The following is a 14277-nucleotide window of genomic DNA, read 5'->3' as shown; positions in this document are numbered from 1 at the left end:
GGATCCAGGACCCCTCACCGACCGTCGTGCCACCCCCACCCTTCGCCACCGCCGCCCCGGGGACCTACCCGCCCCCGCCATGGGAGCCCGACCAGGCGCCCAGGCCCCAGTGGATGCGCCAACTCCTAGCGGCCTGGGCGCGGCAGCGAGCGGAGACCACCCCGACCTGACCCGCCCCTCGTCCCCCACCGGAGCCGCCGCGCGCATCGACGCCAACCTGGCAGCCCTGGAGGTCCTGGCCGACCTGCGTACCAGCGGGGCCGCCGCCCCGAACCCCGACCAGGCTGGCGCCCTGGCCTCCTACTCCGGGTGGGGAGGCCTGTCCGAGGCTTTCCGACCCTCCACCCCGGCCATGGCCGCGCGAGCCCGGCGATTGCGCGCCGCACTGGACGATGACGCCTACGCCAGCGTCCGCGCCGGCATCCTGTCGGCCCACTACACCAACCCCGCCTACATCACCCCCATCTGGGAAGCACTGGCCGCCCTTGGCCTGCGCCCCGGCCACCAGGTCCTCGAGCCCGGCTGCGGCACCGGCGCCTTCCTGGCCCGCGCCCCCGCCGGCGTGGGCCTGACCGGTATCGAGGTCGACCCCACCAGCGCCGCGATCGCCGCCGCCCTCATCCCCTCCGCCCGTATCTTGAACCAGGGCTACGAGGACCTTCCCGGCGACGACCTGTTCGACGCCGCCATCGGCAACGTTCCCTTCGCCGACGTCGTCCTGCACGACCCCGCCCACAACCCCGGCCGCCATACCATCCACAACCACTTCATCATCAAGGCCCTGCACCAAGTGCGCCCCGGCGGCGTCGTCGCCGTCATCACGTCCCACCACACCCTGGACGCCGAGGACCCCGGCGCCCGCCACGCCATGCGCGATCGCGCCGACCTGATCGCCGCCGTGCGCCTGCCCACCGGCGCCCACGAGGCCACCGCCTCGACCCAGGCCCTGACCGACCTGCTGGTGATGCGAGTGCGTGAGCCCGGACAGGCCCCCGCCCCCTTCACCTGGGAGCGCTCCAGGCGAGTGATCCTCGACGGGTCGCCCACTCCCATCCCAGTCAACGAGATCATGCTCGACGGCCCCGGCGCCGTCCTGGGCGAGTTGCGCGCCCGCGTCGGCCTCTACGGCGCCATCGGCCCCGCCGTCGACGGCCCCACCGACCCCCGGGTCATCGCCGACGACCTGAGCCGGGCCCTTGAGCGCGCCGTGGAGCGCGCCAACCACTCCGGCCGTGCCCTGACAGCCACCCCCAGCAACCCCGTCGATCTCGACGCCCTGAAGACCGCCAGCGAGCCCGCTCCCCAGGACACCGCCATCGGTTCCCTGCGCCACGACGACCACGGCGGGTTCTGGCGCATGGAGACCGACGGCTGGCAGCCCCTGGCCGTGCCGGCCACCCAGCGCGACGAGCTCGCCGAGCTGCTGGACCTGCGCGACATGGCACGCGCGCTGATCACCGCCGAGACCACCGCCCCCGATGCCGACCCCGATCTGGAGGCCGCCCGCCGCCGCCTGGCCGAGGCCCACGCCCGCTACGTGGCCGACCACGGGGCGATCAACCGCGTGCGCCTGACGGCCCGCGCCGGCGCCGACGGCACCGAGCGCCTCACCCGGCGCCGGCCCCCCGTCATGCGCCTATTCGACGCCGACCCCGGCTCCGCCATCACCCGCGCCATCGAGATCCACGACGACACCACAGGCGCCACCACCCCCGCCCCCCTGCTGTCCGCCCGCCAGATCCGCCCCACCCGCGCCCCGTCCAGCGCCGACGACCCCACCGGCGCCGTGGCCATCAGCATGGACCAGCGGGGGCGCGTCGACCTGAACTACTGCGCTTCACTGCTGTCCATGGATCCCGCCGATGCCAGACGGGCCCTGGAAGGGCACGTCTTCAACACGCCCGAGGGCGATCTGGTGCCCCGCGAGGAGTACCTGTCCGGCGACGTGCGAGCCAAGCTCGAGGCCGCCACCGCCGCGCTGGAGCGCGACCCGTCCATGGCAGCCAACATCACCGCCCTCAAGGAGGTCCTGCCGCCGGCCCTGGGCGTGGCCGACGTCGTGCCCGTCATCGGCGCCCCCTGGATTCCTGCCTCCGACTACACCGACTTCGCCCACCACCTGGGCCTGCGCGCCGCGACCATCACCCACAACCCCGCCGATGGGTGGTCCGTCAAGAACGCCGACCACGGCGCCCAGGCCACCCAGGTCCACGGCACCGAGCGCATGAGCGCCGGGCGCATCCTCCAGGCCATGCTCAACGCCACCCCCATCGAGGTGCGCACCACCATCGAGCAGGGCGACGGGACCACCCGCCGCGTCCTCGACCACCGCGCCACCGAGGAGGCCCGCGGACACGCCGAGCAGATGGCCCGCGACTTCGAGACGTGGCTGTGGGACGACGCCGGGCGCGCCAGCCGCCTCCTGGACGACTACAACCGCCGCTTCAACTCCCTGGTCCCCCGCTCCTACGACGCCGCCGGCCAGCGCCTGACCCTGCCGGGCCTGGCCGACCACTTCACCCTGCGTACCCACCAGCGCTCAGCTATCGCCCGCATGATCGCCGAGCCCGCCACCGGCCTGTTCCACGAGGTCGGTGCGGGCAAGACCCTGGAGATGATCTGCGGGACCATGGAGCAGCGCCGCCTGGGCCTGATCAACAAGCCCATGGTCGTAGTCCCCAACCACATGCTCGCCCAGTTCGAGCGCGAATGGCTCCAGGCCTACCCCGCCGCCCGAGTCCTGACCACCGACTCCAGAGACCTGGCCGGCCCCGACGCCCGCGCCCGCTTCATGGCCCGCGCCACCACCTCCGACTGGGATGCCGTGATCGTGACCCAGTCCGCCTTCAAGTCCATCGGCGTGTCCCCCCAGACCGTCAACCACTACCAGTCCGCCCAACTTCGAGCCCTGGACGACTGGCTCGCCTCATCCCACGACGAGACCTCTGTGCGCGCCGCCGAGGCCGCGCGCGCCAACCTCGCCGCCCGCCTGCGCCGCGACGAGGACGCCCGCGCCACGGCCGCCGACCCCGGCCTGACCTTCGAGCAGCTCGGCGTCGACTACCTCATCATCGACGAGGCGCACACCTACAAAAACCTGGCCGCCCCCACCCGCACCCGCGGCCTGATCGCCGCCGCCTCGTCGGCGCGCGCCCGCGACCTGGACATGAAACTCGACTGGCTGCGCAGCACCCACGGACCGCGTTGCGTCACCCTCGCCACCGCCACCCCCATCGCCAACTCCATGGGCGAGATGTGGGTCATGACCCACTACCTGCGCCCAGACCTGCTCGAGCGCGCCGGCATCGCCGACTTCGACTCCTGGGCCCAGACCTTCACTGCCGTGACCACCACCATCGAGGCCAATGTCGCCGGCGCCCTGAGGGCCACCCAGCGCATCAACCGCTTCCAGAATATCCCCGAACTGTCCACCCTGTTCTCCACCTTCGCCGACGTCAAGCGCGCCCGCGACCTCGACCTGGCCACCCCGGCCCTGGCCCCCGACGCCCAGGGCCGCCCGGCCGCCAGGGTCGTGGCCGTCGACGCCGGACCGGCCATGGACCAGTTCGCCGAGACCCTGCTCAAAAGAGCCGAGGCCATCAACGCCGGCATCGACCCCCGCGCCGACAACTTCCTGGCCCTAAGCAACGACGGCCGCGCCGTGGCCACCGATTATCGCCTGCTGTCCCCCGACTCCGCCGCCCGCGCCCTTGCCGGCGTGACAGCCCCCTTCGGCCACCAGAAGATCGCCGCCGCCGCCGACCAGATCGCCGCCGTCTACCACGACACCGCCGCCAACCAGTACACCGATGGCGCCGGCCGACCCCACCCCGCCCCCGGCGCCCTCCAACTCGTCTTCTGCGACCTGGGCACCCCCAAGGACGGGTGGAACCTCTACGACGAGCTCACCCTCCAGCTCAAGGACAGGGGCGTGCCCACCGACAGGATCGCCTACACCCATCAGGCCAAGAACTCCGTCGACAAGGACCGCCTGTTCGCCCAGGCCCGCAACGGCGCCATCAGCATCCTGATCGGCTCCACGGAGATGATGGGAACCGGCGCCAACATCCAGCGTCGCGCCATCGCCCTCCACCACATCACCGCACCCTGGCGCCCCTGCGACATCGCCCAGCGCGAGGGGCGCATCATCCGCCAAGGCAACGAGAATCCCCAGGTCGCCATCTACCGCTATGTGACCCGCAAGTCCTTCGACACCTACCTGTGGCAGACCCTGGAGCGCAAGGCCGCCTTCATCGACTCCATCCTGGACGCCAACCCCTCCGACCGCTCCGTCCAAGCCGTCGACCTGGCCGACACCGCCGCCGACTACGCCCAGGTCAAGGCCCTGGCCTCCGGCAGCCCCCTGGTCATGGAGGAGATGCGCCTGGACAACGAGGCCGCCAAGTACCAGCGCCGCCACGACGGCCACACCCGCCAGCAGGACTACCTCGCCAAGCAACTGCCCCGTCTCGACGCCCTCCACGCCGACCTGCTCTCCCAGGCCTCCGCCCGCCAGGCCATCGCCGACACCCTGCCCGCCCCCACCGCGGACGGGCGTCCCTTCACCATGATCATCAATGGCCGGACCCACACCAAGCGCGCCGACGCCATCGCCGACCTCGCCCGCACCATGGCTCCCCTGATCGCCTCCCCTCGCCAATCCGCCCCACCACCTCCCGGACAGACCCGATTCAGTTACTCCGCCGCCGTGTCCATCACCCTCAACGGCGCCCGCCTCGACCTGGGCCGCCTGCCCGCCCCCACCCGCGCCGACGGGACCATCGACCACTCCGCCCCCCAGCAATGGGCGCTCGCCCTGCGCGCCCTGGCCGACGAGCCCGACTACCGCGCCCACTCCTCAGCCCGATTCACCTCCACCGATATCGCCACCGCCAACATCGGCCTGATCCGCCGCCTGGAGAACCACCTGGAGTCCATGGGCCCCAAGGCCGACGACCTGCGCGCCCGCGCCCGCGCCAACCGAGACGAAGCCGCCCAGATCACCGCCCAGCTCGGAGCCCCCTCCCCCTGGCTCGAACCCCTGCGGAGGGCCAAGCGGGAACTGGCCGACATCCGCCGCCAGATCCGCGCCCACGAGACCGGCCAGGACACAGTCCCCGGCCTATCAACCGCTCCCACCGCCCACAGTCAGGACAACGACCCAGCCCTGGAGCGCGCCAAAGCCCTCTACAACACCATCGCCAACGCCCCCATACGCGCCCCCGGCCGCGCCACCACCAGCAGTACCGCCCCAGGGTCCACGGGCGCTGCCACTGACGCCCACCAGCAGCACGCCAGGACCGCGCGATAACAATCAGAGAGCGGCGGGGCCATTCAGCGGGTGTTGGCCTCGATGGCCACGATCACGAACAGCGTGAGAAGCATCAGCAGCATCCCGTTGGACAGGATGCGCACCGGTCCCAGGACCCAGGTGGGCATCGACCACTGGGAAGGGTGGGGGCTGCACCACAAGCGCACGCAGGACACCACTCCGCACCACCAGGACATCAGGGTCACGGGGACCCCCAGATTGAACTCATGGGTAGTCAGCATCATATGAGTGAAGCCGATGACCCCGATGGTCACGGGGATGAGCTGGAGGGCCAGGAGGGGCACCACCCATCTGACCCCGCACCAGGTCCGCCGGTGGGGCCGGCCCGTGCACCCCCCCGGGTATATGCACTCCCTCGGGTAGTGGTAGTCGTCGTATGCCGTCATGGCTCCCTCTCCTGCCGCGTCGACGTGATCGCGAGGGCCATTGAACCCTAGAACACGGACACGTGTATGTGGTCGTAGTGTCCGCCGGAGCAGTCAGTGGTGTCGTACAGGCCGCCGGCACCGTCGTAGGGCACCCAGACTCCGGTCGACGCGTCCCACTCCTGGCCCCGCCAGATGATGTAGTGGATCCCGTAATAGCCGGCATTGGCGGCCATCCAGTTGGCCGCGGCGTTGCCGGCGGCCGTGCCCGTCGACGGGTCAGCGGAACGCTGGGGATCGGCGGCGCACGAGTAGAACGGGATATCGCACGCCCGCCCCTGGGGATGGTCCGAGGCCGGGTTATAGGGGTGGGCATCCCAGCAGTACAGCGCCGGCTGCACGATCTGCGGGTAATTGCTCATCACATCCGTGATCAGCGTGCTCATTCTCGGCGTGATCAGGGCGGTGCCGTGCGCCCCGGGGGTGGGGTCAGGAAGGCTCATCGCCTCGGGCGCGAAGGTCCCCGGGACGGGTGAGGAGTCCTCCAACCCGCCCGCGCTGGCGCCGGCCACCCCCGGACCCCCCGCCCCTCCCGGGGCCTGGACGTAGTTGGCCATTGCCGCCTTGATGCGCTCGACGTAGGCAGGCGTCTCGCCGTTCTGCGGGATGCCGCCAGCGGACTGGACGGCGCCCAGGCCCGCGTTGTAGGCGGCCAGGGCCAGGTCGAGGACCTCCCCGCTCACGGAGCCGGAGGCCTGGAGCTTCTTGACGCCCTCGACCAGGGAGCACATGTAGGCGCCCTGGGAGTAGATGGCATCCTGCGGGTTGGAGATATCGGCCCTGCCGTCGCCGTCCCCGTCCTTGCCGGCCGAAGCCCACGTGCCCGGCATGAACTGGGCGATCCCCTGGGCCCCCGCCGGTGAGGTGGCCGCGGGGTCCCAGTTCGACTCAGCCTCGATCTGCGCGGCCAGCGCCGGGGCCGTGACCTCCGGGCAGATCGACCCGGCGCGCTTGAGCACCGCCTGGTACTCAGTGGGAACCCCGCTCACGTCCCCTCCGCCCCCCGGCTTAGGGGCTGCCGAATCGCCCCCGCCGCTCAGTACCGCCAGGGGGAGCACGAACGCCAGCGGTAGCGCTAGGACGCCGAGCGCGCCCTTCACAGGCCCATCCCCCTGCCCCGCTCAGGGGCGGGTGACGCCGCGATCCCGCCCTCTGGTCGCGGCTGGCTGACCGCTAGGCCCGCGCCAGGGGGCGCGGAGGCCAGGGCGGCGATGTCCCGGATGCGCTGCGGGTCGAACCCGGACGTGATCCTCCCGTCGGGAGTGGCCACCAGCGGCGCGGACATCAGCCCCATCTCCCGGGCCCGCTCGACCACCTCGGGATGATCCTCCAGGCGCACCACCTCCACGTCCACCCCCGCCTTGGCGAACTGGCGCTCAGTCATCTGGCAAGCGATGCAGTTCTCCTTGGTGTAGACGGTGGCCGCCGGCGCCGGGGCGAGCACCGCCGTGGCTGCGTCGGGGAACGTCTGGCGCACGCGGTCCATCGCCTCGCGCACCGTCAGGGGCTCACGGTTCTCCGGGCCCCAGGCCCCCTCCTCGACCATGGTGACGGTCCCGGGATCGGCGGCGGTGACCTCCAGGACCATCGAGTCCTGCCATGCGGGGGGCTTGTCCTGGGGGCCGAAGAGTTCGATGCGCAACGAGGGGATCTCGACGCGGCCACCACCCATGTTGCTGAAGCGGGGGCGGACATCGACGGTGGCGCCGGCCAGAGCCCCCTGAGCCTGCGCCCACCTGGCCACGGCCACCATCCGGGCGTCGGCGCGCGCAAGCCCGTCACGGTGTGGGCCCAGCGCCGCGTCGCGCCAGGCCCTGCTGATGACCTCGGCCGCACGGTCGGGGTACAGGACCTGCACCTCATCGAACTCATAACTTTCGGGGTCGAGCGTCACGCGGACGCGCTCGTCCGCGTGATCGTTGAAGATGCAGATGTTGATGTCGGGTACTCCTATGGCGTACAGGGTCATTGACACCCCAGCGCCGCCGTCTATGGGCGCGACGTAGTAGCCGGCGTCAGCGGCCACGTCGTTCTGGAACTGAGCCAGGTCCACTCCTGCGAGGTCCATGATGTCCCAGGCACGCTCGACGAGGCCGTGCGCGGCCAAGAGGTTCTGGCAGCCGGTATCCCAGTGGGCGCCGACCGCCTCGATCCACGTCTCCACCGGCGCCGGCGCAAGGTTCCGGGGCCGGGGGTCACCAACCGGCGCCAGGTCGTATCGCAGATGCCCGCCGGCGGTGATGACCCCGAACGTCGCGGAGTCCTCGATCGTGAATGGGCTGGGCGGGCGCCTCAGCCCATCGAGAAAGGCCCGCAGTTCCTCGGGCAGGGGCTGATCGCAGCGCTTCTCCTCCCACCACCCGCGATCCGTTGACAGGTCGCGGTAGTCCAGTGGGACCCAGTCGGCGCGCTCGTCGGCATTGCTCATGTTTGTCCTCCTTCGTGACGGCCCTTCGCTCCTCGGGTCGTCACCTGTTGCGTGGGGCGTGTGAGCACGCACGGGCAGCCCGATCAGGGGTGGCGGCCCCCAGGGCCGCAACCCCGGCACCCACCACCACCGCACCCAAGCGCCAGGCCAGGCACACCACGACATTGGGGAGGCCGTGCCCGGGCCGCGGGAGCGGTGGGGTGAGGTTGAGCGCGTGGTCGGCCGCGGCCGGGGTGCGGGCGTCACCTCAGCGGTAGTGCGCGCTTCAGAGTTTGGAGGGGCGGTGGTCAGCCCGCGCCGCCGCGCCGGAGGCGAAGCCAGGCGGCGGCGCTGGGCTGTCCACGGCCCCGGTACGGGTCCCGCTGTCCACCTGTGCGTCGCCGCCGGCCCCGGCGATAGCCGGCGGCGTCCACAGGTGGGCAGGGGGCAACGGCGCACCGGGTCCCGAGGGGTGAGGTCGTCGTGCGATGGCTGCCCATGCGTGAAGAGGGGCCGGCCACCATTCATGGTGGTCGGCCCCCTCTTCTTGTTCGTCCCGTGAGTGGCGGGGCCGGTCGCCGGCGCCGGTTACATCTCGTCGCGCTGGCGGAGCAGGTCGCGGATGTAACCGGAGGCCTCCGTCTTCGTCATGCCGCCCTTCTTCTCCCTCTGGGTCAGCGGGAGATCCGTGTGCGACAGGTACTTGGCGTCCCCGTCATTGACCTGGTTCCAAAGATCGATGATGTAGTCGATCTGCCTGTCGGTGGCTCTCATGATCCCTCCTGGTGAGTGCGTCAGTGCTGGGGGCTCATCCCCTCCAACACCCCAAGTGTAGCGTAGCGCTACGCTACATCGCAAGGGGGGTGAGCCCCTCCTCGCGCACCGTCCTCGCCCAGGGGGCGTCCTACCCAGTCCACCTCGCGGACAACCCGCACGGCTTTGACTTTGCATTTCGCGACTTTACCAGCGATAGGCACGAGGTCCTCTATAGGTGCCTCGCACTCCAGGAAGCGAGGGCGGAGATCGTCCGAGTAATAAATCGCATGCCCGGGCGTGGGGCACAAGTGCAGCCCCCCGCCGCACTCGGGAGTCTTGTCCCAGTCATCGCAGGTGACGGTCTCGCCTACTGCCCAGTGGGTGAGACGCCCGTATTCCTTGCCGGATGTCATGTCGAGGGGCAGGGCCTTAAAAAGGGTGACCGTGTCACCCGACACTTTGACGCCGTATCGCTTAACCCATTCCTTTGGGGGGATCTCAGAATAATCAATGCGGTACAAGTTGACGCGGCCGCCGCCTTTACCGCGGATGCAACTGGAGAACTCAAACACGGAGGTCCCGTCTGTCGCATCAATCCACGCGAATTCGTAGGCGTGCACTACGGCAGATTCGCGGGCGTACACCTCCGCATAGCTCCAGGCGCTCACCACCGCGCGCCCACGAGCGGTCACCGTTACGTAGTCGAGGGTGGTCACTTCTGTGAAATCGAGGGCGACCACCCTCGCTGAGTCGTAGGCGCGCACTACCGCGCGGTCGGCGGCTCGCACTACCGCGTTGGCGGAGGCGTGCACTCCTGCGGAGTCGTAGGCGTGCACTCCTGCGGAGCCGTTGGCCACTACTCCCGCGGAGTCGTAGGCGTGCACCCTCGCTGAGTCGTGGGCCTGCACCCTCGCTGAGTCGTAGGCGGTCACTTCTGTGCAGTCGTAGGCGACCACCTTCGCTGAGTCGTAGGCGATCGCCTTCGCTAAGTAGCGGACGGTCACCTTCGCGGAGCCACGGACGGTGACTACAGAGTGTCCGTCAACCGAAATGTTTGCCGCGTTGCAAGCGCGGACCTGGATATTCAGGTCGGGATCTGACTCGATCACGATCTCGGCGAGAGAGAACCTCTTGGCTGCATTGAACCAGGACTCAGCCTCGTCTAGGGCCTGATCGAACTCAGCCTGGCTTGTCGCGACGATGCGGCATTGGTTGCCATCGATGCGGGTGGTGTAGGTGCTCATGGCGGGTTCCTTCCCGGTTCGGGCTGGGGGCTCATCCCCTTCAACACCCCAAGTGTAGCGTAGCGCTACGCTACATTGCAAGGGGGGTGGGCCCCTGATGCCGCCAAATCGGTGACCTGGGACACATCTTGGTGGGAGGGTGTCCTCGCCCCGGCGGGGCGGCATATCATGGTCATGCGATATCGCGTGCAACCCGCGTATGCGGGTGTGGACCATGGTCATGCGATATCGCGTGCAACCCGCGTATGCGGGTGTGGACCATGGTCATGCGATATCGCATATAACCCGCGTATGCGGGTGTGAGAGGGCGCGCCCCAGGCGGGGCGCGCCCTCTTCTCGTGTCTGGCGCGGGCCGTCAGCCCCTGGGCGCCAGCCATCGGTCGAGCGTGGTGCGCGAGATGCCAACTTCGGCGCACACCCCCATCTTGGTGGCACCGTCGCGCAGAGCGGCGATGATGGCACCGATCAAGCGGTCCTGGGCATCAGCCTCCCGCGCCTGAGCGTCTCGCCAGTCACGCGCCGCCCGGGCGACGCTGGTGTCACCGAGGGCGTACATGGCTGCGCCGGCGCGCGGGGAGTCGAGGTTGGGGCGCTCGCCCATGATCGCTCGGAGCTCGTCCTCGTCGGCGATGTCGCCTCCGCCGAGCGGCTGGCCGATGGGGCGCAGCGCGCCGGCGTCGGGCAGGGGCCCGTTGCTGGTGGTGTGGGTCATTATTCCTCCCAATCGGTGCGGCCGGACGCGTCATCGTCCCGGGCGAGGAGAGCGCGGACGTCGGCAGGCTCGGTCAGTGGCCGGCGCACCTCACTATCGGCGAGCCGGTCCCACACGATCCTGGCGATCTCCTGGTCCGTCAGGGACTCGATGACCTCACGGCGCTCTAGCCGCTGGATGACGTCAGGGAGGCGGTCGAGGCGGCAGTCCTCGGCCGTGATGAGCCCCTGAGTGATGAGAGCTTCTATCACGTCAGCGGCGTACGCGCGGGCGATGGGGACGACGAGGGCGGGTTCCAGGCGGCCCGCGCCGAGCTGGCGCGTGATCGTCGAGGTGTTGACCCCCGCCCGCCTGGCGACCGTGCTGTGCGAGTCACCTCTAGTGGTGCCGCGGTACCACTCCACGATGTCCATGCCACAGATTCTACAGCGATCATTCCCGATCGCAACATCGGTTCATAGCGGTTGACATCGGGGCCGATCGCCTCTAGAGTGTTTCCATCGGGACAGACAGTCCCGTTCGGACTGCCGGAAACGATCCTTTAGGAGGCCCGCCATGGAGGAGATCGTCGTCACGACTCAGGACGAGTTGGATACCGCCCTGCGCACCGCCCTGAACAACTCCATTGGGATTTACGAGCCCGTCAGGATCGTGATCCGATCAGCGCCTAACCTGAATCTCCAGGTCCGCGATTACAGTACGGCCGTAGTCACCGCCCACGGCTCCGCGAAGGTGACCGCCCACGGCTACGCGTCGGTGATCGCCTGCGACAACGCGTCGGTGATCGCCCGCGCCAACGCGTCGGTGACCGCCTACGACTACGCGGAGGTGGTCGCCCGTGACTCCGCGGAGGTGGTCGCCTACGAATCCGCGAAGGTGACCGCCCGCGGCTCCGCGAAGGTGGCCGCCCACGGCTACGCGAGGGTGATCGCCTGCGACAACGCGTCGGTGACCGCCGACGGCTACGCGTCGGTGACCGCCCGCGACAACGCGTCGGTGACCGCCCACGAATCCGCGTTGGTGGCCGCCCACGGCTACGCGAAGGTGACCGCCGACGGCTACGCGAGGGTGGACGCCAACAACTACGCGAAGGTGACCGCCTACAACCATACGAGGGTGGCCGCCTACGACTCCGCGTCGGTGGCCGCCCACGGCTACGCGGAGGTGACCGCCCACAACAACGCATCGGTGACCGCCCACGGCTCCGCGGAGGTGATCACCCAGGGCTCCACGAGGGTGATCGCCCGCGAATCTGCGTCGGTGTCCGCCCACGGCTCCGCGTTGGTGGCCGCCCACGGCTATGCGAGGGTGATCGCCTACGACTCCGCGAGGGTGATCGCCGACGGCTCCACGTCTGTGATCGCCTACGACTACGCGAGAGTGACCGCCTGCGACAAAACCGCTGTGCATCAGCACTCCAAACACGCCGCCATCGGCGGCGGTGTTGTCATCGACCACACCGATGATGACGAGAGCGCGCCAACCGGATGGGTTTTGTCGTTTTAGGGCGTACCCCAACGCGACGCCCCGCGGGCATCGCCAACCCGTCGCGATAGGGCCGTATACGGCATTTTCGCGACGGATGTGTGCGAGACTCTAGACATGCAGCAACGCACTCGCCCGGCGGCGGGTCAGCGCGTCGGCTACGCCCGGGTGTCCACGACCGACCAGCGCCTGGACCGCCAGGTCGCCGCCCTCGGGCAGGTGGACCGGCTGTTCACCGATGAGGCCTCCGGCTCCAGCCGCCGCCGCCCCGGCCTGCAGGCCGCGCTTGCCTACGTGCGCGACGGCGACGAGCTCGTCGTGTCCTCGATGGACCGCCTGGCCCGGTCCGTGCGGGACCTGGCCGACCTGGTCGACGAGCTCACCGGCCGGGGCGTGTCCGTGAGCTTTCTGCGCGAGGGGCAGGTCTACCGCGACGGCGACGCCGACCCGATGAGCCGCCTCTTACTCGGCGTGCTCGGGGCCGTGGCCGAGTTCGAGCGGGCCATCATCCGTGAGCGCCAGGCCGAAGGCATCGCCGCCGCCAAGGCTCGCGGCGCCTACACCGGGCGGACCCGCTCCCTGACCGACGCCGACGTCGAGCGGGCCAGGGCGCGCCTGGCCGCGGGCGTGCCCAAGGCCGTCATCGCCCGTGACCTGGGCGTGCACCGCTCCACCCTCCACCGAGCACTCAACCGGCAGACCGAGTGAGGGCCTGAGGAGCCGGCGAGCAGGACCCAGATGACAGCAGTGACACCCTGATCCTCAGCCAGCGACAGTAAACCGATGGGCGGGGCGCGGCTGCCGCCATCCCGAGGGGGACGCGGGGCCGTCCCGGAGATAGTTAGACCCCGCCAGTCCTGGAGGACGGCGGGGAGTTATGGGGCGATGCTAAGCGACCGTGTCCGTCGCCGGCAATAGTGGCATGAGCGTCTTTGGGGGTGGCCCCTGGGCTGATTGGATCGGTCAGCTCGCGGCGGCCATGTCGATGGTCAGGTCGAGGTTGAGCGCGTGGGCGATGCGCCACAGCGTCGACACTGAGGGCACTTGGCCGCCGTTCTCGACGGCGGAGATAACGGACTGGGTGGAGCCCATGCGGTCGGCGAGTTCGGCCTGGGTCAGCCCGGCGCGCGTGCGAGCGGTGTAGACGAGCTCGGCCAGGCGCAGGCGGGTCTCCTCCTCGGCCTGGGCGGCGTCGAAGCGGGCCCGCTCGCTGGGGGTCATGGCGGCCAGGGCCTGGGCCTCGGCCTGCCTGAACGGCGTGGTGGTGGTCATGATCGCTTTGCCTTCCTGTGGGTGGCTGCTCGTTCGGCCTCGTGGGCCGCCTGGGCTCTGCGGGCCCGCAGGATCTGGGCCCGTTCGTTGTCGCGCTGCTTGCGGAATGTGGTGAGGGTGACGGCGTGGCGGTCGGGGTCGAGCACGTAGGTGATCCTCCGAGCGACGCCCTCGCAGGTGAACCGTAGTTCGCGCAGGCCGCCGCCGAGCTGACGCGACAGCGGCATGCCAAGCATGTGGCCCGCTTCCTCCAGACGGGCCAGTACGCGGCCGACCGCCGCCTTGCCCTCGGGGCTCAAGCCCTGATACCAGGCCAGCACCTCGTCGGAGAACTCGACTGTCCATCGCATGAACACAATATATCATGAAAACGATATCGGATGCAGGGCATATTCCCGAGACTGGTGTTCCCATGGGCACGCCATGACCATGTGACATCGGCCCCCGGGCGTCAGTCGACGGCGACGCCGACCCGATGAGCCGCCTCCTGCTCGGCGTGCTCGGGGCCGTGGCAGAGTTCGAGCGGGCCATCATCCGTGAGAGGCAGGCCGAAGGCATCGCCGCCGCCAAGGCCCGCGGCCGTCATCGCCCGTGACCTGGGCGTGCACCGCTCCACCCTCCACCGAGCCCTCAACCGATGAGGC

Annotated in this window: 13 protein-coding genes; 4 read left to right on the top strand and 9 right to left on the bottom strand. The window is 69.9% G+C overall.

The genetic code is table 11. From position 1 onward, the window contains the following. Positions 1-109 precede the first annotated feature (109 nt). Positions 110-5311, top strand: a complete 5202-nt coding sequence (locus tag GVV76_RS09865) for an SNF2-related protein (RefSeq protein WP_159626754.1) — start codon at positions 110-112, stop codon at positions 5309-5311. A 23-nt stretch (positions 5312-5334) separates the two neighbouring features. On the opposite strand, the gene GVV76_RS09860 is transcribed toward GVV76_RS09865, so the two are convergent. The 7 genes from GVV76_RS09860 to GVV76_RS09830 form a co-directional block, all read right to left on the bottom strand. After that, positions 5335-5718 carry a hypothetical protein gene (locus GVV76_RS09860; protein WP_159626752.1) on the bottom strand — a complete coding sequence of 128 codons (384 nt, stop codon included), beginning with the start codon at positions 5716-5718 and terminating at the stop codon, positions 5335-5337. A 47-nt stretch (positions 5719-5765) separates the two neighbouring features. Further along, entirely contained in the window at positions 5766-6746 is a 981-nt protein-coding gene (locus GVV76_RS09855) for a lytic transglycosylase domain-containing protein (RefSeq protein WP_236263396.1), read from the bottom strand. Positions 6747-6853: 107 nt separating this feature from the next. Continuing rightward, positions 6854-8185, bottom strand: a complete 1332-nt coding sequence (locus GVV76_RS09850; RefSeq protein ID WP_159626748.1) for a glutaredoxin domain-containing protein — start codon at positions 8183-8185, stop codon at positions 6854-6856. A 567-nt stretch (positions 8186-8752) separates the two neighbouring features. Next, entirely contained in the window at positions 8753-8938 is a 186-nt protein-coding gene (locus GVV76_RS09845; protein ID WP_159626746.1) for a hypothetical protein, read from the bottom strand. Between the two features lie 68 nt (positions 8939-9006). Beyond that, positions 9007-10164, bottom strand: coding sequence for a DUF7666 domain-containing protein (locus GVV76_RS09840; RefSeq protein WP_159626744.1), 1158 nt, complete (start codon positions 10162-10164; stop codon positions 9007-9009). Positions 10165-10519: 355 nt separating this feature from the next. Further along, positions 10520-10876, bottom strand: coding sequence for a helix-turn-helix domain-containing protein (locus tag GVV76_RS09835; protein ID WP_159626742.1), 357 nt, complete (start codon positions 10874-10876; stop codon positions 10520-10522). Continuing rightward, positions 10876-11289 (bottom strand): hypothetical protein, encoded by a 414-nt coding sequence (locus tag GVV76_RS09830; RefSeq protein WP_159626740.1) that lies wholly within the window; start codon positions 11287-11289, stop codon positions 10876-10878. Before GVV76_RS09830 ends, GVV76_RS09835 begins: the two co-directional genes overlap by 1 nt. A 142-nt stretch (positions 11290-11431) precedes the next feature. On the opposite strand from GVV76_RS09830, the gene GVV76_RS09825 reads away from it, so the two are divergent. After that, complete coding sequence (locus GVV76_RS09825; RefSeq protein WP_159626738.1) at positions 11432-12382, top strand: hypothetical protein; 951 nt, start codon at positions 11432-11434, stop codon at positions 12380-12382. Positions 12383-12478: 96 nt separating this feature from the next. Further along, positions 12479-13069, top strand: a complete 591-nt coding sequence (locus GVV76_RS09820) for a recombinase family protein (protein WP_159626736.1) — start codon at positions 12479-12481, stop codon at positions 13067-13069. 255 nt (positions 13070-13324) lie between these two features. On the opposite strand, the gene GVV76_RS09815 is transcribed toward GVV76_RS09820, so the two are convergent. Next, positions 13325-13633 (bottom strand): helix-turn-helix domain-containing protein, encoded by a 309-nt coding sequence (locus GVV76_RS09815; protein WP_201292236.1) that lies wholly within the window; start codon positions 13631-13633, stop codon positions 13325-13327. Then, positions 13630-13983: a type II toxin-antitoxin system RelE/ParE family toxin gene (locus GVV76_RS09810; RefSeq protein WP_159626734.1), complete on the bottom strand. Its 354-nt coding sequence runs from the start codon at positions 13981-13983 to the stop codon at positions 13630-13632. The genes GVV76_RS09815 and GVV76_RS09810 overlap by 4 nt, the downstream gene beginning before the upstream one ends. Positions 13984-14108: 125 nt before the next feature. Between GVV76_RS09810 and GVV76_RS10675 the strand changes: the two genes are divergently transcribed. Then, complete coding sequence (locus GVV76_RS10675; RefSeq protein ID WP_201292235.1) at positions 14109-14228, top strand: recombinase family protein; 120 nt, start codon at positions 14109-14111, stop codon at positions 14226-14228. Positions 14229-14277 lie beyond the last annotated feature (49 nt).

It is taken from the genome of Actinomyces sp. zg296 (assembly GCF_009829695.1).
Lineage (GTDB): Bacteria > Actinomycetota > Actinomycetes > Actinomycetales > Actinomycetaceae > Actinomyces > Actinomyces marmotae.
Note: the sequence above shows the minus strand (reverse complement) of the source record. Positions and strands in the feature narration are given on the sequence as shown.